General features: G+C 70.6%; 28 protein-coding genes. 16 read left to right on the top strand and 12 right to left on the bottom strand.

Going from position 1 to position 26,515, the window contains the following annotated elements; genetic code table 11:
* The first annotated feature begins 52 nt into the window (after positions 1-52).
* The 7 genes from GXW79_RS01425 (at position 53) to GXW79_RS01395 (ending at position 6,107) form a co-directional block, all read left to right on the top strand.
* Positions 53-799, top strand: coding sequence for an SRPBCC family protein (locus GXW79_RS01425; RefSeq protein ID WP_211872420.1), 747 nt, complete (start codon positions 53-55; stop codon positions 797-799).
* On the top strand, positions 799-1,686 hold the full coding sequence (locus GXW79_RS01420) for an AAA family ATPase (protein ID WP_211872419.1): 888 nt from the start codon (positions 799-801) through the stop codon (positions 1,684-1,686). Before GXW79_RS01425 ends, GXW79_RS01420 begins: the two co-directional genes overlap by 1 nt.
* A gap of 41 nt (positions 1,687-1,727) precedes the next feature.
* On the top strand, positions 1,728-2,156 hold the full coding sequence (locus GXW79_RS01415; RefSeq protein WP_211872418.1) for a hypothetical protein: 429 nt from the start codon (positions 1,728-1,730) through the stop codon (positions 2,154-2,156).
* A 72-nt stretch (positions 2,157-2,228) separates the two neighbouring features.
* Positions 2,229-3,425: a vWA domain-containing protein gene (locus tag GXW79_RS01410; RefSeq protein ID WP_211872417.1), complete on the top strand. Its 1,197-nt coding sequence runs from the start codon at positions 2,229-2,231 to the stop codon at positions 3,423-3,425.
* Positions 3,422-3,736, top strand: a complete 315-nt coding sequence (locus tag GXW79_RS01405) for an XdhC family protein (RefSeq protein ID WP_211872416.1) — start codon at positions 3,422-3,424, stop codon at positions 3,734-3,736. Before GXW79_RS01410 ends, GXW79_RS01405 begins: the two co-directional genes overlap by 4 nt.
* A complete protein-coding gene (locus GXW79_RS01400; RefSeq protein ID WP_211872415.1) occupies positions 3,733-4,458 on the top strand; it encodes an XdhC family protein in 726 nt (241 codons plus the stop codon). The genes GXW79_RS01405 and GXW79_RS01400 overlap by 4 nt, the downstream gene beginning before the upstream one ends.
* Positions 4,455-6,107 (top strand): NTP transferase domain-containing protein, encoded by a 1,653-nt coding sequence (locus tag GXW79_RS01395; RefSeq protein WP_211872414.1) that lies wholly within the window; start codon positions 4,455-4,457, stop codon positions 6,105-6,107. Before GXW79_RS01400 ends, GXW79_RS01395 begins: the two co-directional genes overlap by 4 nt.
* Here GXW79_RS01395 and GXW79_RS01390 read toward each other — a convergent pair whose 3' ends face one another.
* Complete coding sequence (locus tag GXW79_RS01390; protein ID WP_211872413.1) at positions 6,108-7,505, bottom strand: glycosyltransferase; 1,398 nt, start codon at positions 7,503-7,505, stop codon at positions 6,108-6,110.
* Between the two features lie 227 nt (positions 7,506-7,732).
* Positions 7,733-9,013: an amidase gene (locus GXW79_RS01385; RefSeq protein WP_211872412.1), complete on the bottom strand. Its 1,281-nt coding sequence runs from the start codon at positions 9,011-9,013 to the stop codon at positions 7,733-7,735.
* Between the two features lie 105 nt (positions 9,014-9,118).
* Between GXW79_RS01385 and GXW79_RS01380 the strand changes: the two genes are divergently transcribed.
* The 6 genes from GXW79_RS01380 to GXW79_RS01355 all read left to right on the top strand — a co-directional run bounded on the left by GXW79_RS01380 (position 9,119) and on the right by GXW79_RS01355 (position 14,076).
* On the top strand, positions 9,119-9,604 hold the full coding sequence (locus tag GXW79_RS01380; protein ID WP_246503601.1) for a hypothetical protein: 486 nt from the start codon (positions 9,119-9,121) through the stop codon (positions 9,602-9,604).
* A gap of 1 nt (position 9,605) precedes the next feature.
* The gene (locus GXW79_RS01375; RefSeq protein WP_211872411.1) at positions 9,606-9,935 is read left to right on the top strand and encodes a hypothetical protein; all 330 of its coding nucleotides are present in this window, start codon (positions 9,606-9,608) and stop codon (positions 9,933-9,935) included.
* A gap of 321 nt (positions 9,936-10,256) precedes the next feature.
* Positions 10,257-11,489 (top strand): MFS transporter, encoded by a 1,233-nt coding sequence (locus tag GXW79_RS01370; protein WP_211872410.1) that lies wholly within the window; start codon positions 10,257-10,259, stop codon positions 11,487-11,489.
* An 11-nt stretch (positions 11,490-11,500) separates the two neighbouring features.
* Entirely contained in the window at positions 11,501-12,478 is a 978-nt protein-coding gene (locus GXW79_RS01365; RefSeq protein ID WP_211872409.1) for a Gfo/Idh/MocA family protein, read from the top strand.
* A gap of 100 nt (positions 12,479-12,578) precedes the next feature.
* Complete coding sequence (locus GXW79_RS01360; RefSeq protein WP_211872408.1) at positions 12,579-12,929, top strand: RidA family protein; 351 nt, start codon at positions 12,579-12,581, stop codon at positions 12,927-12,929.
* Between the two features lie 295 nt (positions 12,930-13,224).
* A complete protein-coding gene (locus GXW79_RS01355) occupies positions 13,225-14,076 on the top strand; it encodes a CHAP domain-containing protein (RefSeq protein WP_246503600.1) in 852 nt (283 codons plus the stop codon).
* Between the two features lie 85 nt (positions 14,077-14,161).
* Here the strand turns inward: GXW79_RS01355 and GXW79_RS01350 are convergent, their stop codons facing one another.
* A complete protein-coding gene (locus GXW79_RS01350) occupies positions 14,162-14,749 on the bottom strand; it encodes a cysteine dioxygenase family protein (RefSeq protein WP_211872407.1) in 588 nt (195 codons plus the stop codon).
* Between the two features lie 105 nt (positions 14,750-14,854).
* Positions 14,855-15,910, bottom strand: a complete 1,056-nt coding sequence (locus GXW79_RS01345) for an alcohol dehydrogenase (protein WP_211872406.1) — start codon at positions 15,908-15,910, stop codon at positions 14,855-14,857.
* Between GXW79_RS01345 and GXW79_RS01340 the strand changes: the two genes are divergently transcribed.
* Positions 15,891-16,631: a YidB family protein gene (locus tag GXW79_RS01340; protein WP_367614773.1), complete on the top strand. Its 741-nt coding sequence runs from the start codon at positions 15,891-15,893 to the stop codon at positions 16,629-16,631. The genes GXW79_RS01345 and GXW79_RS01340 overlap by 20 nt on opposite strands.
* Before the next feature lie 55 nt (positions 16,632-16,686).
* On the opposite strand, the gene GXW79_RS01335 is transcribed toward GXW79_RS01340, so the two are convergent.
* Positions 16,687-18,003: an NtaA/DmoA family FMN-dependent monooxygenase gene (locus GXW79_RS01335; RefSeq protein ID WP_211872404.1), complete on the bottom strand. Its 1,317-nt coding sequence runs from the start codon at positions 18,001-18,003 to the stop codon at positions 16,687-16,689.
* A 184-nt stretch (positions 18,004-18,187) separates the two neighbouring features.
* Here GXW79_RS01335 and rutA point away from each other — a divergent pair, with 184 nt between their 5' ends.
* The gene (rutA, locus tag GXW79_RS01330; protein WP_211872403.1) at positions 18,188-19,261 is read left to right on the top strand and encodes a pyrimidine utilization protein A; all 1,074 of its coding nucleotides are present in this window, start codon (positions 18,188-18,190) and stop codon (positions 19,259-19,261) included.
* On the opposite strand, the gene GXW79_RS01325 is transcribed toward rutA, so the two are convergent.
* From GXW79_RS01325 to GXW79_RS01315, 3 genes are all read right to left on the bottom strand, one after another.
* Positions 19,262-20,227: a Bug family tripartite tricarboxylate transporter substrate binding protein gene (locus tag GXW79_RS01325; RefSeq protein WP_211872402.1), complete on the bottom strand. Its 966-nt coding sequence runs from the start codon at positions 20,225-20,227 to the stop codon at positions 19,262-19,264.
* A gap of 5 nt (positions 20,228-20,232) precedes the next feature.
* Entirely contained in the window at positions 20,233-21,198 is a 966-nt protein-coding gene (locus GXW79_RS01320) for a tripartite tricarboxylate transporter substrate-binding protein (RefSeq protein WP_211872401.1), read from the bottom strand.
* Positions 21,199-21,545: 347 nt separating this feature from the next.
* Positions 21,546-22,367 (bottom strand): tetratricopeptide repeat protein, encoded by an 822-nt coding sequence (locus GXW79_RS01315; protein ID WP_211872400.1) that lies wholly within the window; start codon positions 22,365-22,367, stop codon positions 21,546-21,548.
* A gap of 91 nt (positions 22,368-22,458) precedes the next feature.
* Between GXW79_RS01315 and GXW79_RS01310 the strand changes: the two genes are divergently transcribed.
* Positions 22,459-23,346 carry a Rossmann-fold NAD(P)-binding domain-containing protein gene (locus GXW79_RS01310; RefSeq protein ID WP_211872399.1) on the top strand — a complete coding sequence of 296 codons (888 nt, stop codon included), beginning with the start codon at positions 22,459-22,461 and terminating at the stop codon, positions 23,344-23,346.
* On the opposite strand, the gene GXW79_RS01305 is transcribed toward GXW79_RS01310, so the two are convergent.
* The 4 genes from GXW79_RS01305 to GXW79_RS01290 form a co-directional block, all read right to left on the bottom strand.
* Complete coding sequence (locus GXW79_RS01305) at positions 23,281-24,048, bottom strand: alpha/beta hydrolase (RefSeq protein ID WP_211872398.1); 768 nt, start codon at positions 24,046-24,048, stop codon at positions 23,281-23,283. The two genes, GXW79_RS01310 and GXW79_RS01305, sit on opposite strands and share 66 nt — an antisense overlap.
* Positions 24,045-24,683, bottom strand: coding sequence for a class I SAM-dependent methyltransferase (locus GXW79_RS01300; protein ID WP_211872397.1), 639 nt, complete (start codon positions 24,681-24,683; stop codon positions 24,045-24,047). The genes GXW79_RS01305 and GXW79_RS01300 overlap by 4 nt, the downstream gene beginning before the upstream one ends.
* Positions 24,684-24,750: 67 nt before the next feature.
* Positions 24,751-25,623: a class A beta-lactamase gene (gene bla / locus GXW79_RS01295; RefSeq protein ID WP_367614772.1), complete on the bottom strand. Its 873-nt coding sequence runs from the start codon at positions 25,621-25,623 to the stop codon at positions 24,751-24,753.
* A complete protein-coding gene (locus tag GXW79_RS01290; protein ID WP_211872396.1) occupies positions 25,620-26,513 on the bottom strand; it encodes a LysR family transcriptional regulator in 894 nt (297 codons plus the stop codon). Before GXW79_RS01290 ends, bla begins: the two co-directional genes overlap by 4 nt.
* Positions 26,514-26,515 lie beyond the last annotated feature (2 nt).

The raw sequence follows: 26,515 nt of genomic DNA, 5'->3' as shown, positions 1-26,515 counted from the left end.
CACCCACGCGACCCCGGCCCTACTCTCCCTGCAACAATCGGAGATCGAGCACATGGAAATGACTGGTGAGCGCCACATCGCGGCGCCGCGTCAGGCTGTCTGGGAAGGCCTGAACGAGCCCGAGGTGCTGCGTGCCTCCATCCCCGGCTGCGAGACGATGGAGCGGACCGAGGATGGCTTCTCCGCGCGCATCGCGGTCAAGCTCGGCCCCATGGCGGCGAAGTTCGCCGGCCGCGTGAAGCTCGAGAACCTCGACCCGCCCAATGGCTACACCATCGCCGGCGAGGGCAATGGCGGCGCGATGGGCTTCGCCAAGGGCGGGGCCGACGTGCAGCTCACCGATGACGGCGCGGGCACCATCCTCAAATACGCTGTCAAGGCGCAGGTCGGCGGCAAGATGGCGCAGCTCGGCGCCCGGCTGATCGATTCCACCGCCAAGCAGATGGCCGACCAGTTCTTCGACCGCTTCGCCGCGCACATGACCGCGGCCAACGCCCCGGCCGCCGCGTTTGCCGCCCCGCAGACGGACACCGCCGGCCAGGACGCCGCGATCGAGGCGGCGCGGCAGGGTGTGCCGGTCTCGGGTACCGACACCGAATACCTGGCGCACCCGAACGAGGCCGCGCCGATCACCGTGCACGGCGCCGCGCCGCGCCCGGGTCCGGCGGTGGTGGACAACGCGCCGATGGTCATCAGCCCGCTGCGCACAATGCTGCTGATGGAGCCGTTCGGCCTGTCGCTGTGGTTCTGGGGCGGGTCGGTGATCTGGCTGGTGATCCTGGCGCTGATGTTCCTCTGATGCCGCTGCCCGCGACCGTCGACGCGACGCGGCTGCTGCTGGCCGAGGGTGGCTACGTCGCCGACAAGGCGCTCGCCACCACCATCCACCTGGCGCTGACCATGGGACGGCCGCTGTTCCTCGAAGGCGAGCCGGGCACCGGCAAGACCGAGATCGCGAAGGTGCTGGCGGCACAGCTGCCGCGCCGTCTGGTGCGACTGCAATGCTATGACGGGCTCGATCTCTCCGCCGCGGCCTACGAGTGGAACCACGCCCGCCAGCTGATGGCGATCCGCCTGGCCGAGGCCGCCGGCGAGCGCGACCGCGCCGCGATGGAGCGCGGCATCTACGCGCCGGAATTCCTGCAGGAGCGTCCGCTGCTCAGCGCCATCACCGGCGAGCCGGCCGTGCTGCTGATCGACGAGCTGGACCGCGCCGACGAGCCCTTCGAGGCCTTCCTGCTTGAGGTGCTGGCCGATTTCCAGATCACCATTCCCGAGCTCGGCACGGTGAAGGCCGTGGTGCCGCCGGTGGTGATCATCACCTCCAACCGCACGCGCGAGGTGCATGACGCAATCCGGCGCCGCTGCCTGTATCATTGGGTGGACTACCCCGACGCGGCGCGGGAGCGGGCGATCCTGAAGCTGCGGGCGCCGGCGATCCCGCAGACGCTCTCCGCCCAGGTCGTGACCTTCGTCCAGGCGCTGCGCGAGGGCGACTACTTCAAGCTGCCCGGTGTCGCCGAGACGATCGACTGGGCCAACGCGCTTGCGGCGCTGGACGCGGTGGAGCTGGAGCCCGGAGTGGTGGACGAGACGCTAGGCGTCCTGCTCAAATACCAGGACGACATCACCAAGCTGCGCGGCGACGAGGCGGAACGCCTGATCAGGGAAGCCACGGGTCAATGATGAACACCGCTAAGGTGCTCGGCGCAGAAGGAACCCCCGCCATGACGCCGATCCGCTCCGCCTTGCTCCTTGCTGGCCTCCTGGCGCTGGCGCCGGCGGCGCAGGCGCAGAAGGACGGCACCTCGCTCGGGATGACGCCCGGGGGCAGCAGCAGGGTCGATGGCGCGGGGACGACGCGCTACGCCGACCCGAGCGGTCGTTCGACCGGCAGCAGCCGGCAGGATGGCGCCGGCACCACCCGCTACTACGACCAGGGCGGTCGCCCCACGGGGTCAAGCCGGCCAAGCGGCAATGGCAGGACGGACACGCTCTACGACCCCGCGGGGCGGCAGAGCGGCAGCCGCGACACCGACACCGCCGGGACGACCACCACCCGCGACGCGCGCGGCGCCATCACCGGCAGCAGCCGTGTCGATGGCTCCGGACGAACCATCTACTACGATGCGCAGGGCCGGATGATCACCCGCTAGGGGCGATCCAGCCGCGCTCGAGCGACCGCCCGCCTGATGACATTCGAGCGGAAAGCGATCTAGGTGGAGCCGATGACGCCGCTGTCCGACCGACCGGCGGGGCCCCACGCCCTTGCCCCGAACCTCGCCGCCTTCGGGCGGCTGCTGCGCCGAACCGGCCTGCCCGTGGGTCCCGCCGAGACCATGGCCGCGTTGGATGCGCTGACCCGGATCGACATCGGCGACCGGCGCCAGTTCCACGCCGCGCTGCGCGCGGTGATGCTGCGCCGGCGCGAGCATTTCGAGATCTTCGACCAGGCCTTTTCTCTCTTCTGGCGCGACCCGGAGGCGGGAAAGCACGCGGCGATGATGGCCATGTTGGAGGGCCAGAAGGCCCCGCCCGAAAAGCCGCCGCCGGCCGCGCGACGCCTAGCCGAGGCCATGCAGGGCGGCCCCAAGCCGCCGCCCCGCCCGCCTGAAGACCGCCCGCCCGAGATCGACATGACGGCGACGGTGAGTGCGGCCGAGCGCCTGCAGGGGATGGATTTCGAGGCGATGTCGGCCGCCGACATCGCCAACGCCAAGCGCGAGATCAGAAAACTGGTCCTGCCGCTCGACGAGCGCCGCACCCGCCGCTTTCGCCCCGACCCCGCCGGCCCCGTGGCCGACCTTCGCGCGACGGTGCGCGAGAGCCTGCGCACCGGCGGTGAGATCCTTGGCCTCGAACGCCGCCGCCGGGTGACGCGGCCCCCGCCGCTGGTGGCGCTGTGCGACATCTCGGGTTCCATGGCGCGCTACGCCCAGGTGCTGATCCACTTCCTCCATGCGCTGTCCAACGACCGCGAACGGGTGGCGACCTTCCTGTTCGGCACGCGTCTGTCCAACGTCACCCGCCAGCTGCGCCACAGGGACGCCGAAGTGGCCTTCGAGCAGGTCGCCAAGGCGGTGCCGGACTGGTCGGGCGGCACGCGTATCGGCGAATCGCTCACCCGCTTCAACCGGGACTGGTCGCGCCGGGTGCTCGGCCAGGGCGCCGTCGTGCTCCTGATCACCGATGGCCTGGACCGTGACGGCGCCGAAGGCCTGGCGGCAGCGACCGAGCGATTGGCAAACTCATGCCGTCGGCTGATCTGGCTGAACCCGCTGTTGCGTTACGCCGCCTTCGAACCCAAATCCCAGGGCATCCGGGCGATGCTGCCGCATGTCGATGAGTTCCGCCCCGTGCACAACCTCGACAGTCTGCGCGCCCTCGTCGCCTCCCTCTCCTCCTCACAGGGAAGACCCATATGACCGAAGACATCCTGGCGATTGCCGGCGCATGGCGCGATGCCGGCGAGCAGGTCGCGATCGCGACCGTCGTGGAGACCTGGGGCAGCAGCCCGCGCCCCGCCGGCTCCCAGCTCGCGGTGACGATGAGCGGCAAGCTCGCGGGTTCCGTCTCGGGCGGGTGCATCGAGGGTGCGGTGGCCGATGCCGCCAAGGGCGCGATGAACTCCGGTGCGCCCGCGCTGCTCGATTTCGGCATCAGCGACGAGCGCGCCTGGGAGGTGGGCCTGTCCTGCGGCGGCAAGCTCAAGGTCTTCGTGGAACCGCTGGCGTGAGGGCCGAGACCCTCGCGCGGTTGCAAGCGGAACGCGCGGCCAAGCGTCCGGTCGCGCTGCTGACGCGGCTGTCGGACGGCGCACAGCACCTGTTTCCCGCCGACCAGGTGCCCGGCCCTCTGGCCGAGGCGGCTCTCGCGGCCCTCGACGCCGATGCCGCCGGGAACCTGAACCTCGAGGGTGAGGCCTGGTTCATCCACCCCTACAATCCGCCGCTGCGGCTGCTGGTCATCGGGGCCGCCCACATTACACAGGCGCTCGCCCCGATGGCGCCGGCGCTGGGCTTCGCGGTCACCGTGATCGACCCGCGCCGCGCCTTCGCGACCGAGGAACGCCTGCCCGGCGTGACGCTGATCGATGCCTGGCCCGACGATGCGATGGCCGAACTCGCGCCGGACACGCGCACCGCCGTCGTCACGCTGACCCATGACCCGAAGCTCGACGATCCCGCGCTCGACATCGCGCTGCGCTCGGGCGCCTTCTACATCGGCGCGCTAGGGTCGCGCCGGACGCATGCGAAGCGTGTGGCCCGGTTGACGGAGCTCGGCCATGGCGCCGAGGCGATCGCGCGCATCCATGCCCCGGTGGGCCTCGACATCCGCGCGGTGACGGCGGCCGAGATCGCGCTGTCCATCATGGCGGAAATCGTGGCGTGCCGGCGTGGCGCGTCCCTCGGCGCGGTGCGCGCTCAGCCCGCCATGGCGGCAAAGGTCAGCGCGTGAATTTCGGGGCGACGCCGCTCGAGGAGGCGGAGGGCGCGATCCTCGCCCACACCATCCGGCTCAAGGGTCGGGTGATCAAGAAGGGCACAGCGCTGGATGCGGAGGCGATCGTCGCCTTGCGGGCCGAGGGCCATGGCTCGGTCATCGCAGCCCGCCTCGCGCGCGGCGAGATACCGGAGGACGAGGCCGCGGACCGGCTTGCCGAGGCGTTGCGCGGCGCCCTGCTCGCGCGCAGCCGCGCGGCGACCGGCCGGGTGAACCTGATGGCCGAGGCAGCCGGGCTGCTGGTGCTGGACGCCGCGCGTATCGACCGCATCAATCAGATGGATGAGAGCCTCACTGTCGCGACGCTACCCAACCACACCCCGGTGAGTGCGAAGGAGATGGTGGCGACCATCAAGGTCATCCCCTTCGCCTCGCCCGGCGCGGTGCTGCAGCTGGCCGAGACGATCGCCAAGGGCAGCCGCCCGCCCATCGCCGTCCACCCCTTCCGCCCGCTCAAGGTGGGCCTCGTCCTCACCGAGCTGCCGGGGATCAAGGAAAGCGTGATGGAGGGCACCATCGAGGCGACGCGCGCCCGGGTGGAGGCGCTGCACGGATCCCTGCTGCCGGTGCGCCGCACCCCGCACGAGGAACACGCCGCCGCCGCCGCGCTCCGCGCCCTGCTCAAGGAAGGGGCGGAGATGCTGCTGCTGATCGGCGCCTCGGCCGTGGTGGACCGGCGCGATACCGGGCCGGCAGCGATCATCCGCGCCGGCGGCGCCATCGCGCATTTCGGCATGCCGGTCGATCCGGGGAATTTGCTGTGCCTGGGAAGCGTGGGCGCGGTGCCGTCCATCGTGCTGCCCGGGTGCGCGCGGAGCCCCAAGCTCAACGGCTTCGACTGGGTGCTGCAGCGGCTGTTCGCCGGCATCGCGGTCACGCCGCGCGACATCATGGCGATGGGCGTGGGCGGGTTGCTGAAGGAGATCGAGACCCGGCCGCTGCCGCGCGGTGAGGCGCCCAAGGTACCGCCGCCGCCCAACGCGCCGCGCCGCGCCCGCAAGATCGCCGCGCTGGTGCTCGCGGCCGGGCGGTCCCGCCGCATGGCACCGCTGAACAAGCTGCTGGTTCGCGACACCAAAGGCACGCCCATGGTGGCACGCGTGGTCGATCGCGTGCTGGAAAGCCAGGCGCACCCCATCATCGTGGTTACCGGGCATGAGCATGAGGCGGTGCAGGCGGCCCTGGCCGGGCGCCGCGTCGCCTTCATCCATGCCGAGGATTTCGCCGAGGGGCTGTCGGCGAGCCTCAAGGCGGGCCTTGCCGCCATCCCCCCCGATGCCGATGGCGTGCTGGTCTGCCTGGGCGACATGCCGCTGATCAGCGCGGCGATGCTCGACAAGCTGCTCGCCGCCTTCGACCCCGAGGAGGGGCGCGCGATCGTCATGCCCACCTATCGCGGCAAGCAGGGTAACCCGATGCTTTGGTCTCGCGAATTCATTCCCGCCATGCTCGCCATCACCGGCGATGTCGGCGCGCGGCATCTTGCGGGCCAGCACGCCGACCGGATGGTCGAGGTCGAGATGCCCGACGACGCCGTGCTGCGCGATTTTGATACCGTGGCGGAGCTCGCCACCGCGCCGGGGGTGTTTCCGGCGCGGGGGTGATCAGACGCGCCAATTGGCTGCCGCGTCGCGCTTGTAGGCGAGGTCGTCGGCAAGTTCCACGCGCGCCCGATAGGCGGGCGTGCTCAGCAGCCGCAGCGTCGGCGCGCTGCCCGCACGCACCGCCATCAGCGCACGGGTGAAGCATCCCGGGCCGCCGCTCTCCCAGTTCCGCAGCGCCACACCCGCCCGGCCCGCCGCCACAAGATCCGCGATCATGGTCGCGAGCGCGGCGCGCAACAGCGGGTGACCCGGCGGCGCGCCGAGAAACTGCGTGTGCAGGTAGTGCGGCCGTTCGGACGACACGGCGGCGAGGAAATCGCGCCGCGCCAGCGCGATCCAGTCCGCAATCGGGGCGAGGCAGCGCTCATCGGCATCGGCGTAGAGACCGCCTTCCGCATACAGCGCCGCGGCGCGCAGCAGGTTCGACCGGAAGGAGGGGTTGGGGCAGGCGTCGAAACCGGCGACGCCGGCTTCGCCCTGGCGTTCCCCGACATAGGCCTGCGCGGTAACGCGGTCGAAGCGACGCAGCGCGAGGCCGGGATTGTGCCGCGCCCAGCTGGCGAAGACGGCGGCGACATCATCGGGTGGCGCGGGTGAATCCCAATAGGCGAACAGCGTCGCGCGGTGCGGCGCGGCCGGCAGGCGCGGCACCTGGTCCAGCAGCAGTCGCTCGGCGTCGAGGGCGGCGGTGAGGCCGTGGCGCGCGGCGTCGGTCGCCTGGGAGACGTCCGTGGCGGCGTCGCGCCAGGCCTCGGCATCGCGAAGCCGCGCCTCGGGCGGGTCGTCGAACAGCCCGGCGCGGACCTGGATCGGCAGGCCGAGGGCGGGCGGCAGGGCGGCCGCGAGGGCCCGCGCGGCGTCGCCCTCACCTGCCGAGAGCAGGGTGTCGGCCAAGCGCGCGCATAACCACTCAGGCAGGCCCGGCTCGGCGGCGAGGGCGACCAGCGCCCCGCTCCCCTGCCCTTCGCGCAGCGCGAGGCCGGCGTCGGCCAGGCGCAGCAGCGGATCGGACAGGTCCGTGCCGAGCAGCGCGCGCGCGGCGCGCAGCCGCCCGGCGCTGGTCAGCACCTCAACGACCGGCGCGAGGTTGCCCGGGCCGGGCGCCTCACGCAGCCGCGCCCGACAGATGCGCAACTCCCGCCGCAGATGCGCGTGCTGAGCCTGGGCATCCGGGAGCTCGCCGAGCGGGGCGCCGCCGAGGTGGACGCGCGCGCGCCGCGCCGCCCGCAGCGCCGTGTCACACCACGCCAGGCGCAGCGCAGCCCGCGCCGCACCGATCGCGGCCGGCAAGGCGTGGGCCGGGTCCGCCTCTGCCAGCGTGAAGCCTCGCAGAGCCGGGACCATGCGCCCCGAGGAGAGGTCACGTTCCGCCGCGGCAAGGGCGGCAGCCGCACTCATGCGTTCCCTGTACGGACGTCGCATGCTCGCAGAGCGCCACTCAACACGCCCGCTCGACCGAACAGCCGCGCGCGGCGCGCAAAGGGTCGGTGAGCGCCTCCAGCTGGGCAAAGCTGCCACCGACCGGAAGCACCAAGCGCGGTCGGCCGAGGAAGCCGATCGGCGCCGCCGCATTTACGGCTTGACCGGCAACGGCGCCTCGCTGACGACCGCCGCCCGAATTCCACTCAGCCGATCGCCCGCGCCACCCACTCGCCCCAGGCGAGCGTCGCGCCGTCCTCGCCGATCCGCCCCACCACCTGCACGCCGAGCGGCAGCCCGCGCGGCCCGCTTCCGGCTGGCACCGTGACGCAGGGCACATGCAGCAGCGTCCACAGCGTGTTGAACCCGGGATCGCCGGTCCAGCCGAGACCTTCGGGCGCCTCGCCGGGGGCGGCGGGGGTTAGCACGGCGTCGAAGCCTTCGATCATCGCCGGGAATGCGGCGCGCGCGGCGGCGAAGGCGGCGCGGCCGCCCTCCAGCTTCTGTGGGTCCTGCGCGCGCGCCCATTCCATGCGCTCGGCCAGGACCGGGGAGACAAGCGCGCGGGCATGGTCCATCTCCCACGCAATGGACGCCGCGCTCTCCATGTTCATCACGAAGGGATGCGCCTCGAACGCCTCGCCCATGGGCGGCGTGAGTGTCACCGGAGTGACCGTGGCGCCTGCGCGGCGGCACGCCTCGGCCACGCGCTCAAACAGTGCGATCGTCTCCGGCGCGGCGAGATCCGCCTGCGGGCCCATCACCACGGCGAGGCGCGGGGCGCGCGCGGGCTTCGCCGTCACGTCGCCGGGCGAACGCCCGGTGAGGGCCGCCATGCCATAGGCGGCGTCCACCACGCTGCGCGCCATAATCCCAATGGTATCAAGGCTTTCGCTCATGACTTTCATGCCGGCTCTGTGCAGGGTTCCGTAGCTCGGCTTGAATCCGACGGCACCGCAGAAGGCCGCCGGGCGGATCACGCTGCCCGCCGTCTGCGTACCAAAGGCGAGCGGCACCACCCCCGCGCCGACCGCCGCCGCCGATCCCTGGGACGAACCGCCCGGCGTGTGCCTGGGATTGGCCGGGTTGGTCGTCGCCCCCGCATGGCGCGTGGCGAACTCCGTCGTCACCGTCTTGCCGATGATGTTCGCGCCCGCGAGCCGCGCCGCGGCGACGCAGGCGGCGTCCGAGCGCGGCCGCCACCCCGCCCAGATCGGCGACCCGTATTGCGAAGGCTGGTCCGCGGTGTCGATCACATCCTTCACCGCAAAGGGAACGCCGAACAGCAAACCCTTGGACGAGCTCCGATCAATCGCTGCCGCCTCGCGGCGCACCAGCGCCGGGTCCAGCCAGGCGAAGGCGCGCAGCACCGGCTCGCGCGCCGCGATCCGCTCCAGGTAGGCCTCGGCCAAATCCAGGGCGGAGAGGCTGCCTGCCTCGACGCGTTGGCGCAGTTCGGCAAGGGAGAGATCGGCGGGATGGGTCATGGCGCCGAGCCTGCCCGGACCAGCGGGGCAGTCAAGCCACGCTGTGCCGGGCGGCGCCACGTTCAAGCCCTGGCGCTTCGGCGCCCGCATGGCCACCTTATTCCCGTGCCCTCCATCCGCTGCGCCCGCGCCCCCGACGGCGTCCTCACCTACGCCATCGCCCTCCCGCCCGAGGCGCTGCCCGCCGTCCGCCCGCGCGATCTGCTCGAAGCCTGGGACGTCGCCCGCGAAGCCGCCGCGGCCGAGACCTTCGGCCAGCCCCGCCTGCTGCGCTTCGCCCATCCCGACGGGGAAGCCACCACCCTCGCCCTCGCCGACCGCGACGCCGCCGCCTGGGCCGAAGCCATCGACGCCCGGGCCGGCCTGGCAACCCTGCCCGGCCTCGCGCTCTGCCTGCGCCTGCTCGCGCTGGTGGACATCCTGCCGCGCGCGCCCTTCCTCGCTCCACTCTGGACGCTCACCCGCGAAGGGGCCGAGTTCCACCCCGCCCTGATCGAGGCCGCCGCCGCCATGCCGCTCGACCGCGGCGCCCGGTTCGACGCGGAGGGCCTGCGCGCGCTACTGTCGAAGGCCATCCCCGCCGAGGCCTGACATGACCCGAGTCGCGTTGCTTCTCCCGCTGCTGCCCACGCTGATGATGGCCGGATGCGCCTTCTCCGACCCGTCACCCGCACCCGCGCCCACCGCAACCACATCCGCCGGCGCCCCCACCATCGAGGAAGCCTGCCGACGCGAATCCGAGCGCGTTGTCCTGTTCCGCGACCGCGGTCAGCAGATGCGCATCGACGAAGGCGAAAATCGCCTCGGCAGCCAAACCTCGATCTCCAACGAACGCGCTCAAAGCGACATCGCCGGACGCTCCTACGAACGCGACCGCCTGGCCCGCGACTGCGTGCGCCAATCCGCAGCACGCCCGCGCTGAGAGGGTGAGCCAGGCGGGGGAAACAAGGCCAGGGGCGCTGCCCCTGGACCCCGCCAGGATCGTGTCGATCCTGGACCTCCATCTCTTGGTTCTCGGGTTGGTAGGGTGTTGAGGCTCGCAGGAAGCGAGCCGGGGTGGGAAGGGGGCGCGTGGAACGCTAGTGCCAGCGGAGCTCCCTCGACGGGCCCCCTTCCCACCCCGGCGCTTCCCACTAGCTCACCCCATCCATGCCCGGGGGCAACACACGCAGGGGCCCGGGGATCGGCGCGATCCCCGGCGGGGGTCCAGGGGGCAGCGCCCCCTGGCCTTGCTTAACCCCGCATGGCTGTCCTCTCCACGCTGACGCGGGCGCTGGCGCATCGGAATGCACGGATTTTCTTCGGCGCGTCGCTGACTGCTTGGACGGGCTTGTGGATGCACCGGATTGCGGTGTCCTGGTTCGCCTGGCAGCTCACCGGCAGTGCGTTCTGGGTTGGGATGGTCGCGTTTTGTGACTTGGCGCCGGCGGTCATCGCCTCACCGATCGCAGGCGCCATTGCGGACCGGGTGGACCGGGTGCGGCTGGCGATGGTGACGCAGGCGGCAATCGGGGTGGTGGCCTTGCTCGTGGGTTCGTTGGTGCTGGCCGGTCAGATGACGATCGGGTTGTTGCTGGCGCTGGAGATGCTGTCCGGGATTGCCGCGAGTTTCGCGCAGCCGGCGCGGCAGACCTTGATGCCGGGGATCGTTCCCCGCGCCGATCTGCCGGCGGCGGTGGGGCTGAATTCCCTGTGCTTCAACGTGGCGCGGTTCGTGGGGCCGGCGCTGGCCGGGCCGTTGATCGCCTATGCGGGCGTGGCGCCGGCTATTTTCTGCAATGCCTTCGCCTATTTCATCGCGACGGCGACCTTGCCGATGCTGGTGATCGATCCGGCGCAGCGGCGCGGGCATCCGGCGACAGCGAGTCTGTTCGGCGAGGTGCGTGAGGGCATCACCTATGCGGCGCGGCATCCCGGGCTGGGGCCGTTGCTGGCGTTTGCGGCGGTTTCCGCCATCCTGCTGCGCGGTGTGCAGGAGATATTGCCGCCCTTCGTCGAGCGTGCCTTCGGGCGCGGGGCCGAGGCGTTGGCCTTCCTCACCGCGGCGTTCGGGATCGGGGCGCTGGTCGCGGGCACGCTGGTCGCCGCACGCGGGCGGTTGGGCGGCACGACCCGGTATGCGGTGCTGGCGATCGCATGCCAGGCGGTGGCGACGGCGGGGTTCGTCATTACCGGGTGGTTTCCGCTGGGTCTCGTCGCGGGTGCCGCGATGGGCGCGGCGGCGAGCGTGCATGGCATCTCGGTTCAGACGCTGGCGCAAAGTGCCGCGGACCCTGCGATGCGCGGGCGGGTGCTCAGCCTGTGGGGTTTGATCACGCGCGGCTGCCCGGCGGCGGGTGCGCTGGCGCTGGGGGCGGCGGGCGAGGTGTTCGGCCTGCAATGGCCGGTGCTGGTGGCGGTCGCGCTCTCGGCACTGGTGGTGGGCTGGGGCATGGTGCAGCTGCCGCGCATGGCGGCGAGCCTGGAACAGGGTTGAGGGGATATCGGATGCTGGATACCGCGATCATCGGCATGGGCGGCTGGGGCCAGAAGCTCGTGGCCAGCGTGCAGGGCAACAACGCGGCGGGCATCCGCTTCGTCTCGGGCGCAACGGGCCGGCCGGAGCGGGCGGAGGCGTTCGCCAAGGCGCAGGGCATCCGGCTGGAGGCGAGCTATGAGGCCGTGCTGGCCGACCCGGCGGTGAAGGCCGTGGTGCTGGCGACGCCGCACAAGGCGCATGCGGACCAGGTGATCGCCGCCGCCCGTGCGGGCAAGCATGTGTTCGTCGAAAAGCCCTTCACCATGAGCAAGGCCTCCGCCGAGGCGGCCGTGGAGGCCTGTGCGAAGGCCGGCGTGGTCCTGGCCCTCGGCCACAACCGGCGCTTCCTGCCCAGCACGGCGGAGATGAAGGCGCTGGTCGAAGCCGGCGAGCTCGGCACCATCCTCCATGTCGAGGGGCATATCAGCGGGCCGGGCGCGATCGCCTACAAGGCGGGCATGTGGCGCGCGGACCGCTCTGAGAGCCCGCTGGGCGGGATGGGCGGCATGGGCATCCACATGATCGACATGATGGTGAATCTCGCCGGGCCGATCGCGGCGGTGACGGTGCGCTCGAAGGCGCTGGTGCTGGACAATGGGCTGGACGACACGACGGCGGGGCTGTTCCGCTTCGCCTCGGGTGCGACGGGCGGCTTCGCCACGCTGGCCTATGCGCCGCGCTACTGGCGTATCGCGCTGTTCGGCGACAAGGCGCATGTCGAGATGCGCGGGCAGGAGCAGGTGATCTTCACGCCGCGCGAGGGCCAGGGCTGGACGCGCGACTACCCGACCACGGATATCGAGCGCGCCGAGCTCTCCGCCTTCGCGGCGGCCGTGGCGGGCGGACCGGCCTATCTGCTGCCGGTCGCGGAGGCCATCCATGGCGCGAGCGTGTTCGAGACGATGGTCTTCGCGGCCGAGGCGGGGGGCGAATACGCGGTGCCGTGACGTACGGCGGTCGTTTGCGCCTCAGGTCGGCGGAATCTTTCGAAGCCGGGCGAACTGTTCTACGAAGGCGCTGGTTTCCACCGCAGGAGCATCCGTCCGCATGAGCAAGATCACCCGCCACGGCAGCAACAAGGTTCTGTCGAGCGCCGTCGAATACCACAACATCGTCTTCCTCGCCGGCCTGACCGCCGATGACCTCAGCCAGGACATCACCGGCCAGACTGCCCAGGTGATCGCCAAGATCGACGCCGCACTCGAAGGCCACGGCACTGACAAGACCCGGCTGCTGGTTGCGCAGATCTGGCTCAAGGACATCCGCGACCGCGACGCGATGAACAAGCTCTGGATCGACTGGCTGCCCGAAGGCGGCGCCCCGGCGCGGGCCTGCGTGCAGGCGAACATGGCCGATCCGCGTCATCTCGTCGAAATCATGGTCACCGCCTGCCGCTGAGTTCAGGTTTCGGGCCGGCCCCAATCCTCGGGGCCGGTCCGCGGAATCGGCATACGATCGCGTATCGCCCATATGTGGCAAATCTGCCGCCACACTGTGATGTGTAACACCAAGTCGCCGAATGTTAGGATTGACGTCCGCAACCCCTGCATATGAAACATGCGTTTCCGACGAATCACATCGCGTTACGCCGGGTAACGCCCAAACTGGGTTGTCTGTTAACCGCGCCCCGCTTACCCAAACCGCAGCAGAGTTTCCTCACGTTACGGTGAGGCGGTTGAAATAAGGGGTTTGCATGCGGTTGTTCCCGGTGGCTCTCGCGGCGGTGGTCCTGATCAGCGGTTTCGGTGTTTCCGAAGCCGAAGCCCGAGCCCCCGATCGACAATCCGCACGGCCCGTCGCGCGCAGCGCCGCACCCCAGGTGATCCGCCCGCATGGCGCGCGCGGCGCAGCTGCCCAGCCCGGCCGCAGCCAGGCCATGCGTGGCGCCTTCGGCTACCAAAGCTTCAGCCATGTCAGCTTCGGTCGCGTGGGCACCTACCGTCCGCCGGGCCGGCTTTACTCCATGGGTCGCGGCGGTCGCCGGGTGGTCGCCTCGCGCGGATACGGCGGCGGCTATGGCGGCGGCATCTCCTGCGTACCCTACGCCCGCGAAGCGACGGGCATGGCGATCAGCGGCAATGGCCGCGACTGGTGGCACAATGCCTCGGGCCTGTATGACCGTTCGCACCGCCCCGAGCCCGGCTCGGTGATGGCGATGCCGGGCACCGGCGCGATGCGCATGGGCCACGTCGCTGTGGTCGAGCGGGTGATCGGCGCCCGCGAGATCGAGATCCATCATGCCAATTGGGGCGGCCCCGGCATTGCCCGCGGCACGGTGATGCGCGGCGTCAACGTGGTCGACGTCTCGGCGGCGAATGACTGGTCGGCGGTGCGTATCCAGACCGGCCATTCCGACACCACCTTCGGCCGCGTCTATCCGGTCTATGGCTTCATCCACAACCGCCCCGACCGCACCGGCGGCACCATGCTGGCGGGCTCCGGCCGCCGCCCGGTCGACATCGCCGAGGGCGGCACCTCCGTCTCGCTGGGCGACCTGCGCGCCACCGAGGTTGCCCAGGGCGGCTGGACCGTCGTTCGCCGCTGAGGCTTGCGACCCGGGGCCCAGGGCCCACACACCGAAGAGCGTCATGGCCCCCGCCATGGCGCTCTTCGCGTTTCCTGGTGCCACGTCAGGCGAAGATCGCGACCGGCAGCGACCAGGGGTTCGGCAAGACCGGATTGTCGTAGCCGCTGCGGATCACGGTCGCCGCCGAGGTCGCCTCGTCATAGACCCGCCGCTCGGCGCTGCCGATATTGCCGCCATAGAGGTGGATGGTGATGGCGGGCGCCCCAGGCTGGCCGTTCGCGGTCTTGTGGATGTCGTAGGCGGGCGCCCCGAGCAGCATCACCTCGCCGGCCTGGAGGCGGTCCTGGCGACCCGGGCGCATCGGTCCGCCGCCAGGGTCGGGGATCATCTCGGTGGAAATCTCCTCGCCCTCGAGCACGCCGACCACGCCCCAGATGCCATGGTCATGCACTGGCGTCTGCCGCGCTTCGCTGCCCCAGATGAAGGCCACGAGCGAGAAGCGATCGAGCGGATCGTTGTAGAGCAGCACCTGGCGAAAGGCAGGTCCGGCGGCGCTGAAGTCGGGCGCAAGCCACCCCCCCTGGCCCACCAGCCGTCGCAGCAATTCCATCGCGGCACCTTGCTGCCGCGCCGGGTCCGCTTCGTCCTGCACGAGCAGCGTCATGTCGCGCAGGAAATGCCGCAAAGCCACGCCCATATCCGCTCTCGCTTTGTTGCGCAGATGCTAGAGGCTAAGACTTGATTAAAGAACCGGCTCCATCTTCCGTTTCACACCTTTCCGCACCAGCAATGATGATCACGCGGCCGTGAGCACGATCCTGCCGACCACGCTGCCGTCGCGGAGGCGGTTGAGCGCCGTATTGGCCTCCGGAAACGGCATCGCGGTGATCGGAATTCCCGGCAGTGCGCCGGTCTCGGCGATGGCGACGAGGGCGCGCAGCTCCTTGGGATTGCCGACGTAGCTCCCCTGGATGGTCAGCGCGCGGATCGGCATCAGCGGCAGCGGGATGGCCAGCTCGCCGCCGAACAGGCCCACCATCACCAGCTTGCCGCCCTTGCGCAGCGCGTCGAAGGCGAAGCGCGCCGTCTGGGTGCCGTTGACCAGGTCGATCACCGCGCCGAGCTGGCCGCCGGCCGCCTCCACGATGCGCGCCGTGGTGTCCTCGCCGCCGGCCAGCACCGTCTCGGTCGCACCTGCATCCCGTGCGGCGGCGAGCTTCGCCTCGCTGACATCCACCATCACGATGCGCTTATGGCCGAGCGCCTTGAGCACCGCGAGCGCGTTCAGCCCGAGCCCGCCCGCGCCCACCAGCGCGATCGGCTCCTCGGGCGGCATCGGCAGAACCTTGTTGATCGCGGAGAACACGGTCACGCCCGAGCAGGCATAGGTGGCGGCCAGCGCCGGGTCGAGGCTGCCCACGGGCACCAGATGGCGCGGCTCGGGGGCGAGCACATGGGTGGCATAGCCGCCGTTCTGGTACACGCCGAGGCTGCGCGGCTTGAGGCACATGTTGTCCTCCTCCGCGAGGCAGACCGCGCAGACGCCGCAGCCAACCCAGGGGAAGACGATCATGTGGTCGCCCACGGTCAGGCCCTTGGCCTCGGGGCCCCACTTCACGACCTTGCCCACGATCTCATGGCCCATGGCCAGCGGCAGGACCACGCCTCGGTCGACGAGCTTCATCTTGCCGCGGCTGCCCAGGTCGTACTCGCCCTCCCAGATGTGCAGGTCGGAATGGCACACCCCGGCATGCGTGACTTCGAGCAGGACCTGCTTGCCCACGGGCTCCGGCGTCGGCCAATCGACCTGCTGGAGCGGCTTCCCGGTTTCGATGACGGCCCAGGCGCGCATGGCGAAATCCTCCTTATTTTTCTGCGGGCATCGCACCCCTTCGGCGCGCCGCGGTCAAGCGGCGGGCGCACGTCATCGGCACGCCCCTGGACGCGAGGCCTGCCGCGGGCCACTTCTCGGCCAGCACAGGCGGGAGGCGGTGATGAGCCAGGGTGGTCTGGGAGGCATGTTCGGCCAGTTGATGGGCGGGCGTGAGGATGGCGCGGGCCTCGAAAACCTGCTCGGCAAGCTGCGCCAGCAGGGGCTGGGGGATGAGGTCGACAGCTGGGTCTCGACCGGTCCGAACCGGGCGGTTGCACGGGAGCAGATCCAGGCCGCCTTCGGCCAGGAGCGGCTTGACAGCGCGGCGCAGCAATTCGGCATGCCGAGCGGCGCGCTCGGCGGCATCCTCGCGCAGCTGCTGCCGGAGCTGGTGAACCGGCTGACGCCGAACGGCCAGGTGCCGCAGCAGCTGCCGGGCGGCATGGGTGGGCTCGGCGGGATCGCGGCGAGCATTCTGGGCGGCCTGCTGTCAGGCGGCATGGGTGGCGGTGGCCAGGGCGGCGGCGGTCTCGGGAGCATCCTGGGCGGGTTGTTCGGCGGCGGCAGCGATGGTGGTGCGCCGATGCCGAACGAGGCGACGCGCGATGCGCCGCGAGACGATGGCCCGCAGGAGTTGGCGCCAAACTCCGATGGCGGGCCGCTGAGCGACCTGATGCGCGGCCTCAACCGCGGACGTTAAAGCCTTTCAAATAACTGCAGGATCAGCGTACAAACCACTGATCCTGCAGCAACTCTCAGAATTCCAGCAGGTTGTCCCGGAACTGCGCATGTCCATAGGCGCGCCGTGTGAGTCCGCGCGCCTGCAGCGCTGGCACAAGACCGTCCGCCACCTCCGCCACGATCCGTCGGCTGACATCGTTCATCGAGAACAGAAAGCCGTCGCCGCCGACCTCCTCCATGACCTCGGCCATCTGCCCGGCCACGGCGTCCGGCGTGCCGACCAACTCCACCGAGCCCGAAGTGCCGCGATAGGCCAGCATCGCCTCGCGCAGGCTCTTCTTCCCCGCGTTCTTCTTGAAGTCGTCCAGCGTCTGCTGATGCCCGTTGGTGGTCAGCGTGAGCTGGTCCACCGGCGTGTCGAGGTCGTACTTGCCGAAATCGATGTTGGTGATCTTGCCGAAGAAGGCCAGCAGCTGCGGAATCGACGCCTCGGCGCGAGCCAGACGCGCGGCCTTGCGGGCCACCGCCTCCTCCTGCGTCCCGCCCAGGATCGGATTGACCAGGAACAGCACCTTCACATCATCCGGGTTGCGACCCTGAGACGCGGCCCGCGCCCGCACATCGTCGCGGTACGCCTTCATCCCCGCGGTGCCCTTGATCATCGCGACGATCGTGTCCGCATTGGCGGAGGCGAACTGCTTGCCGCGCGCGCTGCCGCCCGCCTGCGCGATCACTGGCCTTCCCTGCGGGCAAGGGCCGGAATTGAGCGGGCCATGGGTGCGGAACCACTGCCCCTCGAAATCCACTGCATGCACCTTGGTGTGGTCGACCAGCACGCCCGACTGGGCATCGGCGACGATCGCCCCCGGCTCCCAGGAATCCCACAAACCGTTGACCACCTTCATGTACTCATCGGCCATGTCGTAGCGCAGGTCGTGCTCCGGCAGCCGCGGCAGGCCGTAATTGCGCGCGGCCACGTCCGAGCTGCCGGTCACCATGTTCCACCCGGCACGCCCGGAACTGATCTGGTCCATCGAGGCCATCATCCGCGCCAGCAGGTAGGGCGGGTGGGTGAAGGTCGCGAAGGTCGGCACGATGCCGATGCGCTTCGTGGCCGCCATCATCAGCGTCGCGGTGATCGCCGGGTCCTGCCGCGGCACGGCCAGGCCATGCTTGAGGTAGATCTCCGTGCTCCCGCCATAGCTCTCGCCGACATAGGAGCTGTCCTCGATGAGGATGTAGTCGAAGCAGGCCGCCTCCAGCATCCGCGCCATGTCGCAGAACAGGTCCGGCACCATCCAGTCCCGCCCGATAGCACCGCTGAAGGGCTCGGACCAGGCTTGCACCGAGGAGCCTTGCAGGAACCAGCCGAGATGGAAGGGGCGCGCCATGGGGAACTCCGTGGGATGAGCACGAAGAGCATGCATGCGACGTGCCGGAAAGGAAGAGCGGGGGAATGAATTCCCCCTGCCCCCCCTTCTTTTATTTTTGCGACTTGGATGCGGCTGCGCGTGCAGCGATGAAGCGGTGGTGTGGAACTTGCTTCGATCAGCGTCCCAACGAGGCGAGGCAGCCATGGACATCGGCGTTTTCATTCCCATCGGGAACAATGGCTGGCTGATCTCGGAGAACTCCCCGCAGTACAAGCCGTCCTTCAAGCTCAACAAGCAGGTGACGCAGCGCGCGGAGCACTACGGCTTCGACTTCGCGCTCTCCATGATCAAGCTGCGCGGATTCGGCGGCAAGACCGAGTTCTGGGACTACAATCTGGAATCCTTCACCCTGATGGCGGGGCTCGCGGCAGTCACCAGCCGCATCAAGCTGTTCGCCACCGCGCCAGTCCTGGCCCTGCCGCCGGCGATCGTGGCGCGGATGGCGACGACCATCGATTCCATCTCCGAGGGACGCTTCGGCATCAATCTCATCACCGGCTGGCAGCGGCCCGAATATTCCCAGATGGGGCTCTGGCCGGGCGATGAGTTCTTCCACACCCGCTACGAGTATCTCAGCGAATATACCCAGATCATGAAGGAGCTCTGGTCCACCGGGCAATCCGACCTGAAGGGCAAGTATTTCCAGATGGACGACTGCCGCCTGCTCCCCATGCCCGAAAGCGAGATCAAGCTGATCTGCGCCGGGTCCAGCACCCAGGGCATGGCCTTCTCGGCGCAATACGCGGACTACAATTTCTGCCTCGGCCAGGGCGTGAACACGCCCACGGGCTACGCGCCCTCCGCGCAGAAGCTGCAGGCGGAGGCAGCCAAGACCGGGCGCAAGGTCGGCACCTTCGTGCTGCTCATGATCATCGCGGCCGAGACCGATGCCGAGGCCTTCCGCCGCTGGGAACACTACAAGGCCGGCGCCGATCACGAGGCGCTGGCCTGGATGGGCATGCAGGCGGCCGCCGATACCCGCGTCGACACGCATATCGGCCAGATCGCCAATCCGGTCTCGGCGGTGAACCTCAACATGGGCACGCTGGTGGGCTCCTTCGCCTCGGTCGCCGCCATGCTCGACGAGATGGAGAGTGTTCCCGGCACCTCCGGCGCGCTCGTGACCTTCGACGACTTCATCCGCGGCATCGAGGAGTTCGGCACGCGCATCCAGCCGCTGATGGCGTCGCGCCGGCACGTCTCGGTGATGGCCTGATCAGTCGTTCCGGATGTTGTTCTCGCGCACGACACGGCGCCAGGTCGCCATCTGCTGGCTGAGGAACGCGCCGAATGCCTCGGGCGAGGAGGCGACGATATCCACCCCCTGCCCCGTCACCAGCCGCTCACGCACGCCGGCATCGGCGAGGCTCTCGAACAGGGCCGCATGGAAGCGCGCGAGGATCGGCGCCGGCACACCGGCCGGGCCGAGCATGCCCCAGAACGCCTCGGCGGCAACGTTGGGGAAGCCTTGCTCGGCGATGGTCGGCACATCCGGCAGCGCCGGCGAGCGCCGCGCCCCGCTCTGCGCCAATGGTCGGATCGTCTGCCCCACCTGGCCGCCGAGCCCAGCGCGGGACGCGATGACCAGGTCCACCTCGCCGGCCGCGGCCGCAGTCGCCATCGGGCCGCCGCCGCGATAGGGCACATGCACCAGGTTGGCGTGCGCCTCACTCGCCAGCAGCGTCATCGTCAGGTGCGCGAGGCTGCCGGCGCCGACCGTGCCGTAGGTGAGCCCATCGCGCTGCGTCCGCGCCGCCGCGATCACCGCGCCGAAATCCCGCCAGGGCCGCGCATTGGGCGTGCACAGCAGCATGGGCGAGGTCGCGACCAGCATCACCGGCGTGAAATCGCGCAACCCGTCGAAACCCAGCGTGGGTTGCAGCACGTCGTTCACCGCGTGGCTGTCGAACACCAGCACCCAGGTGTTCCCGTCCGGTGGCGCGCGCGCCACCACGCCGGCGCCGAGCGCACCGGACGCGCCGGCGCGGTTCTCCACCACCACCGGCACGCCCAGCCGAGCCTGCAGCCCGGGCTGCAACAGCCTTGCAATGGTGTCCACGCTGCCGCCGGGCGGAAACGGCGCGACGATGCGGATGACGCCGGACGGCCACGGCGCCTGGGCGAACGAGATGGCAGGCGCGGAGAGCACCGCGGCCAGCGTCGCGCGGCGTGCAATGGGCATGCTCGTCAATCCGGCCGGATGTTATTGTCGCGAACCACCTGCCCCCAGGTCGCGATCTGGCGGCTGAGGAAGGGGCCGAACACCTCGGCCCCTTGTGGGTCGAGGTCGATGCCGAGGGCCGCCACCCGCTCGCGCACCTCCGCCACGGCCAGCGTCTCGCGCAGCGCCGCTTCCATCCGCGTGGCGATTGGCACCGGAATGCGCACCGGGCCGAGGAAGCCCCAGAAGGCGCGGGCATCGATGCCGGCGACGCCGCTCTCCGCCAGCGTCGGGATGTCGGGCATGCTGGGCGATCTCGTGGCACCGGTCTGGGCCAGCGGGATCAGCGCGCCGGAATCGATATGCACCCCGATCGCCGGGCGCGTGGCGATCGGCAGATCCACCTCGCCGGCGACGGCGGCGACGGCCAGCGGCCCGCCGCCGCGATAGGGCACATGGACCAGCTTCACCCCTGCCGCCTTCTCGAACAGCGCCATCGTGAGATGCGCCAGGCTGCCATTGCCGATGGTGCCAAAGGTGAGCGTCTCCGGCCTTGCCCGGGCCGCCGCCAGCACGTCGGCGACGCTCCGGTAGGGGCGCGTGCGATGCGCGGTCAGCACCATGGGCGCGGTGCCGAACAGCAGCAGCGGCAGCAGGTCGCGCTCGGTGTCGAAGCCCAGCGTCGGGATCAGCGCGGGGTTCACGGCGTGCGTGTCGAAGACCAGCACCCAGGTATTGCCATCGGGTGCGGCGCGCGCGGCAGCCGCGGTGCCGAGCGAGGCGGAGGCGCCGACGCGGTTTTCCACCACCACAGGCACGCCGAGGATCTGCGTGAGGCGCGGTTGCAGCAGGCGCGCCATGGCATCGGTGCTGCCGCCTGGCGGGAAGGGCACGATGATGCGGATGGGTCCGCTGGGCCAAATCGGCTGTGCGATGGCCGGGACGGCCAGCATCGCGGCGCCCGCGGCAAGCAGATGGCGGCGTAAGGTCATGGTTCCTGGCGTCTCCCTGGCCGCTATCTCGCGGTGCCGGGTGCGCGCGTCAAGCAAATCGGGGGAAGGTTGTGCCTCCTTCGCCCCATGATGCTGGGCCCGTCTGCGGTGTGCGCATCAAGGCCGAGCGGCGTCGCCGGCGCTGCGCGAGCCTTGACCCGCACCTGCCGGCCGGAACAAGGGCATCGGGTCGAAGAAGGGACGGGGCTGCACAACCTGGCTTGCTTCGATCACAGCCGTTCTTGCCGGTCGCGGATCTGGCTCAAGGGGCGCGCAGCGCAGGCCGCTTCCCCTTGAGCCCGACCCGCCACCGGCGGACTAATCAGGCATCGACTCAGGCCTAACCCTCAGCGCGTCTGCGGCCCCGCCTCGTTCAGCGCCAGGTTCTGCGCCGCCAGATCCGCCGTCGGGCTGTCGGGGGCGAGTTCCAGCGCACGCGACCAGTCCGCCCGCGCGCCCTCCGCATTGCCCTGCAGCTGGCGGATGATACCGCGTTCGAGGAACGCCTCGGCATTCTCCGCCTCGATCGCGAAGGCGCGCTCGACATCGGCCGCGGCGAGCGCGATCTGGTCGAGCTGGCGGCGCGTCGCCGCACGCAGCACCCAGGCCTCGATGCGGTTGGGATCGATGGTCGTCGCGCGCTCCAGGTCGGCGATGGCCTGCGCGTAGCGGCCCTGCGCTGCCTGCGCCACTGCGCGGTCCATCAGCAGCCAGGTATCCTCCGGTGTCAGCGCGAGTCCCCGGGTTGCGGCGGCCTGTGCGCGGGCGGGGTTCTCGACCAGCAGCCAGGCCTGCGTCGCCTGCGCGAAGACGGCGGCGCGCGCGGCCGGGCTCGCCGGGCTGCGTGCGGCAATCTGCTCCAGCGCCGCGGCGGCGCGCTCGGTCTCGCCCAGGCCGATGAGCGCGAGCGCGGCGCAATGCGCAGCGCCCTCGCCGCCGCCTTCCGCCTGCCAGCGCTCGGCTTCGGCCAGCGCCGCGTCGGCATCCTCGGCAAGCCGCGCGAGGCAGGTCTCGTATTCGGCGCTGTCGACCAGGCGAGGCGGCTCGGGCGGGGTGGGCAGGCTTTCCTCGGCGACCATGTCTTCGGGGGCGAAGACGAACCAGGCGCCGCCGGCCATCGCCAGAAGCACCACAAGACCCAGGATCACAAGGGGAGGCGAAAGGCGCATTCCCTGTCATCGTATCGGAATTCGGCGTGGCGCAACATCGCGAGGCTACCTGCGCCGGGCGCATGGCTGACATCCTCGCGACGGAGACTGGATGATGGGTCGAATGGTTGTGCTGGGTCTTGGCTATTCGGGGCAGGCGGTGGCGCGCCGGGCGCGGCGACTTGGCTGGGATGTGGCCGGGACCGCGCGCGATCCCGCCAGCCTGCCGCCGTTGCCCGGCATCGAGTCGCTGGCCTTCGCGGGCGCTGGCGAGGCCATCCTACGCGCCTCGCACATTGTCGTGACGGCGGCGCCCAATGAGAACGGGGATCCTGTGCTTGCTGCGCATGGCGCGGCGATCGCTCGGGGACTCGACGCCGGCACGCTGCGCTGGGTGGGCTATGTCTCGACAACCGGGGTCTATGGCAACCGCGACGGAGGCTGGGTGGACGAGGCGAGCGCCCCTGCTCCGGCCCAGCCGCGCAGCCGGCGCCGTGTCGCCGCCGAGGACCAATGGCGTGCCGCACTCGCCGGGCGCGCCGCGCTCGACATCGCCCGCGCGGGCGGCATCTACGGGCCCGGCCGCAGCGTGCTGGATGAACTGCGCGAGGGCAGCGCCCGGCGCGTGGTGAAGCCTGGGCACGCCTTCTCCCGCATCCATCGCGACGACATCGCCCTCGCGCTGTGCGCCGCCGCCGGGCAGACGCTGCCACCGGCCGTGCGCATCCTGCACCTGGTCGATGACGAACCGGCCGAGAGCGCCGTAGTCGTCGAAGGCGCCGCCGCGATGCTCGGCGTCGCGCCGCCCGCGCCAGTGCCCTTCGAGGAGGCCCGCGCCCGCATGTCCGAGATGGCGCTGAGCTTCTGGAGCGAGAACCGCCGCGTGGCGAACGCCGCGACCAAGGCGGCGCTCGGCATCAGCTGGCTCTATCCCTCATGGCGCGAGGGGCTCGCCAGCATCCTGCGCGAGGAGCGCGGCGAGGGTGTCCTCGAGCAGTGACAGGTCCTGCGGCCGCGACAGGCGGTGGTCGCCATCCTTGATGAGCGTCAGGCGCAGATCGGGCGCGTCGAGGTGCTCGGCGAGGCGGATCGCATGCCGCCAGGGAACGTCCGGGTCCGCAATACCCTGCAGCAGCCGCACCGGGCAGGCGAGAACGAGCGGCGTCTGGAGCACCAGGTTCTCGCGCCCATCCTCGATCAGCCGCCGCGTGATCGGCGTTGGCGGCCCATAGCCGGAGGGGATGTGCAGCACGCCATCGCGCAGGATGGTCGCGCGCTGCGCCTCGGAGAACGCCGGCCACATCAGGGCTTCGGTGAAGTCCGGCGCGGGCGCGATGCCGATCAGCGCGCGCGGGGGCGATCGTCGCGCCAGCAGCAGCGCGATCCAGCCGCCCATCGAGGAGCCGATCAAGATCTGCGGCCCCTCGGTGAGATGGGCGATGAGGTGCGCGGCATCCGCCCTCCATTCGCCGATGCAGCCATCCTCGAAACGCCCGCCCGAGGCGCCGTGGCCGCTGTAGTCGAGACGCAGAAACGGCGTGCCGCGTGCGGCGCAGAAGCCATCGAGCGCTTGCGCCTTGCTGCCCGTCATGTCCGAGCGAAAGCCGCCGAGGAACACCACACCCGGCCCCTGCCCGCGACGCCTTCGCCAGGCGAGCGCCACGCCGGGGATGCGTTCGAGGCTGCCGCTCTCCTCGCTCATTCGGGGCGGCGCAGCGCGAGGTCGTAGAGGCCGGCACCCTCATAGGCCATGTGGGTCAGCGGCCAGCGATGGTTGACCGCGAACTCCACCGCGGCGCGATGCACGCCATAGGCGCCGAGGAAAGGATCGGCATGCGCGAAGTCGTTGAACACCAGGGCCCCACCCGGGCGCAGCTTTGCCGCGGCCGCGGCCGCATCGCGCGCGACACCGTCGTAGCTGTGGTCGGCGTCGATGTAGATCCAGTCGAAATGCGCGTCGGGGAACGCCGCGATGCGTTCATGCGACAGTCCCTGATGAAGCGTGACGCGCGGGTCCGAGGCGACGTCGGCGCGGATGCGCGAGAGGTCGACATCAACGATGTGCAGTTCGCGCGGCGCGCAGCGCTGCAGGATGAAGTTGGCAAAGTCGCCGCGGTCGGTTCCGACCTCGAGCACGCACGCCTCGCGCGGCAGGCTCTCGACCAGCGCCTGGCGCGAGGCGACGACGCGGCAATCGCGCAACAGCTCCGGCGGGATGGGCGGCGACGCTTGGCCGCGCCTGGTCATGTGGGCGCCGAGGCGCAGCGCGTGGCGCAGGCCCGCGGGCATGCGCTTGCGCGCCTGGAACAGCAGCCGGCTGATAAGGGGGGACGCCATGGGGCGCAAACTGGATGCCGCGGGCGAGCGAGGCAACGGACAAAATGACGCGGCTGGGCGAAACGCCTCAGGCAAGCGCTGCCGCAACGCCGCGCCCGAGTGCGGCGAGCGCCGCGTCGCGCTGCTCCAGCGCCGTCGCGCTTTCGGTGATGAACCCGACGACGAGCAGCGGGCGCCGGCGCGGTGGCCACAGTATGGCGATGTCGTTGGTCGTGCCGCGTTCGCCGCTGCCGGTGCGGTCGCCGCAGCGCCAGTCGGCCGGAAGCCCGGCGCGGATCTTGCGGTCGCCGGTGCGGCAGCCGATCAGCCAGCCGGCCAGAATCTCGCGCGAGGCCGGCGCGAGGGCATCGCCGACCAGAAGGCGCTGCAGCGTGGCCAGCATGGCGGCCGGCGTGGTGGTATCGCGCGGATCGCCAGGTGCGGCCTCGTTGAGCGCGGTCTCGATCCGGTCCAGGCGGAATTCCGCGTCGCCGAGGCCGCGCGCAAACTCGGTGAGCGCGGCCGGGCCGCCGAGCGCGCGGAGCAGCAGGTTGGCGGCGGGATTGTCGCTCCAGCTCATCATCGCCTCGCACAGCGCCTGGACGGTGAGCGTGCCGCCGACATGCTGCCCGGTGACCGGCGCGTGCGGGACGAGATCGCCGGGGGTGACGGGGATCGCGCGGTCCAGGCGCTCACGCCCGAGGTCCACGGCGTCGAGCGTGGCGGCGGCGAGGATGCATTTGAAGGTGCTGCAGAAGGCGAAGCGCTCCGCGCCGCGATGGGCGAAGGCCTGGCCATTCTCGGTATCGAGCACCGCCACGCCGAAGCGTCCGCCGCTCAGGCGCTCGGCCGCCACGACGGCGTGAGCGAAGACCGCACCCCCGAAGGGCGGCATCGGCTGCGTGCGGCCCGCGTTCGGCAGGGAAAGTGCGGCAAGAAGCGCGCGCCGCGGCAGCCTCACCGCGCCGCCTCGGCGAGCTCCGCGATCAGGAAGTCGCGGAACACGCTGACGCGCTTGGAGTTCCGCATCTCCTCCGGATAGACGAAGTAGCTCTCGATGCGCGGTGCCTTGAGGTCGCCCAGCACCTCGATGAGGTCGGCAAGCTCGGGGCCCATGTAATCCGGCAGGGCGGCAAGCCCCAACCCGCTGCGCACCGCCTGGAGCATGCCGGGGAGGGAGTTCACCTCGATCGACGCACGGCGCGGCGTCCCCGCCCGGCGCCCGGCCTCGGCCAGCCAGTTCACGCTCTCGATCGGCGGATGGTAGTCGCCGTAGATGATCAGGCGGTGCTGATCGAGATCTTCGACCCGCTGCGGAATGCCGGCGTGCTTGAGGTAGTCGGCACTGCCGCACACCTTCCAGCCGAAGGTCGCGATGTGGCGCTGGATCAGGTCCGGCTGGCGTGGCGGGTGCATTCGGATCGCGACATCGGCCTCGCGCATCGCGAGGTCGAGGTCGGCATCGTCGAGCAGAAGGGTGACCGTCACGTCCGGGTGCAGGTTGAGGAATTTGCGCAGCCGCGGCGCCAGCCATGTGGCCCCGAAGCCGGTTGTGGTGGTGACCTTGAGCCTACCCGCCGGCCGATCCCGGCTTTCCGTGAGCAGGGCTTCGGTCATCGCGAGCTTGGCGAAGACCTCACGCACGGTGCGGTTCAGCGTCTCGCCCTGTTCGGTCAGGATTAGCCCGCGGGCGTGACGATGGAAGAGCGGGACATTGAGCGATTCCTCAAGCGCCTGGATCTGCCGGCTGACCGCGGATTGGCTGAGGTTCAACGACTCGCCGGCATGGGTGAAGCTGCCCGCCTCGGCGACCGCGTGGAAGACGCGCAGCTTGTCCCAGTCCAGAGGCATTC

The organism is Plastoroseomonas arctica (assembly GCF_018128965.1).
Taxonomy (GTDB): Bacteria; Pseudomonadota; Alphaproteobacteria; order Acetobacterales; family Acetobacteraceae; genus Plastoroseomonas; species Plastoroseomonas arctica.
The sequence above is the reverse complement of the archived record's forward strand: the minus strand, read 5'-3'. Positions and strand labels throughout refer to the sequence as shown.

Bases quoted from the DNA above. Each gene is read 5' to 3' on its own strand.
- GXW79_RS01405 (WP_211872416.1), top strand. From the start codon at position 3,422: ATGACCGAAGACATCCTGGCGATTGCCGGCGCATGGCGCGATGCCGGC.
- GXW79_RS01355 (WP_246503600.1), top strand. From the start codon at position 13,225: ATGCGGTTGTTCCCGGTGGCTCTCGCGGCGGTGGTCCTGATCAGCGGT.
- GXW79_RS01325 (WP_211872402.1), bottom strand. From the start codon at position 20,227: ATGCCCATTGCACGCCGCGCGACGCTGGCCGCGGTGCTCTCCGCGCCT.
- GXW79_RS01365 (WP_211872409.1), top strand. From the start codon at position 11,501: ATGCTGGATACCGCGATCATCGGCATGGGCGGCTGGGGCCAGAAGCTC.
- GXW79_RS01315 (WP_211872400.1), bottom strand. From the start codon at position 22,367: ATGCGCCTTTCGCCTCCCCTTGTGATCCTGGGTCTTGTGGTGCTTCTG.
- rutA (WP_211872403.1), top strand. From the start codon at position 18,188: ATGGACATCGGCGTTTTCATTCCCATCGGGAACAATGGCTGGCTGATC.
- GXW79_RS01415 (WP_211872418.1), top strand. From the start codon at position 1,728: ATGACGCCGATCCGCTCCGCCTTGCTCCTTGCTGGCCTCCTGGCGCTG.
- GXW79_RS01300 (WP_211872397.1), bottom strand. From the start codon at position 24,683: ATGGCGTCCCCCCTTATCAGCCGGCTGCTGTTCCAGGCGCGCAAGCGC.
- GXW79_RS01305 (WP_211872398.1), bottom strand. From the start codon at position 24,048: ATGAGCGAGGAGAGCGGCAGCCTCGAACGCATCCCCGGCGTGGCGCTC.
- GXW79_RS01335 (WP_211872404.1), bottom strand. From the start codon at position 18,003: ATGGCGCGCCCCTTCCATCTCGGCTGGTTCCTGCAAGGCTCCTCGGTG.
- GXW79_RS01420 (WP_211872419.1), top strand. From the start codon at position 799: ATGCCGCTGCCCGCGACCGTCGACGCGACGCGGCTGCTGCTGGCCGAG.
- GXW79_RS01290 (WP_211872396.1), bottom strand. From the start codon at position 26,513: ATGCCTCTGGACTGGGACAAGCTGCGCGTCTTCCACGCGGTCGCCGAG.
- GXW79_RS01345 (WP_211872406.1), bottom strand. From the start codon at position 15,910: ATGCGCGCCTGGGCCGTCATCGAAACCGGGAAGCCGCTCCAGCAGGTC.
- GXW79_RS01370 (WP_211872410.1), top strand. From the start codon at position 10,257: ATGGCTGTCCTCTCCACGCTGACGCGGGCGCTGGCGCATCGGAATGCA.
- GXW79_RS01320 (WP_211872401.1), bottom strand. From the start codon at position 21,198: ATGACCTTACGCCGCCATCTGCTTGCCGCGGGCGCCGCGATGCTGGCC.
- GXW79_RS01390 (WP_211872413.1), bottom strand. From the start codon at position 7,505: ATGAGTGCGGCTGCCGCCCTTGCCGCGGCGGAACGTGACCTCTCCTCG.
- GXW79_RS01410 (WP_211872417.1), top strand. From the start codon at position 2,229: ATGACGCCGCTGTCCGACCGACCGGCGGGGCCCCACGCCCTTGCCCCG.
- GXW79_RS01310 (WP_211872399.1), top strand. From the start codon at position 22,459: ATGATGGGTCGAATGGTTGTGCTGGGTCTTGGCTATTCGGGGCAGGCG.
- GXW79_RS01425 (WP_211872420.1), top strand. From the start codon at position 53: ATGGAAATGACTGGTGAGCGCCACATCGCGGCGCCGCGTCAGGCTGTC.
- GXW79_RS01375 (WP_211872411.1), top strand. From the start codon at position 9,606: ATGACCCGAGTCGCGTTGCTTCTCCCGCTGCTGCCCACGCTGATGATG.
- GXW79_RS01360 (WP_211872408.1), top strand. From the start codon at position 12,579: ATGAGCAAGATCACCCGCCACGGCAGCAACAAGGTTCTGTCGAGCGCC.
- GXW79_RS01385 (WP_211872412.1), bottom strand. From the start codon at position 9,013: ATGACCCATCCCGCCGATCTCTCCCTTGCCGAACTGCGCCAACGCGTC.
- GXW79_RS01340 (WP_367614773.1), top strand. From the start codon at position 15,891: ATGACGGCCCAGGCGCGCATGGCGAAATCCTCCTTATTTTTCTGCGGG.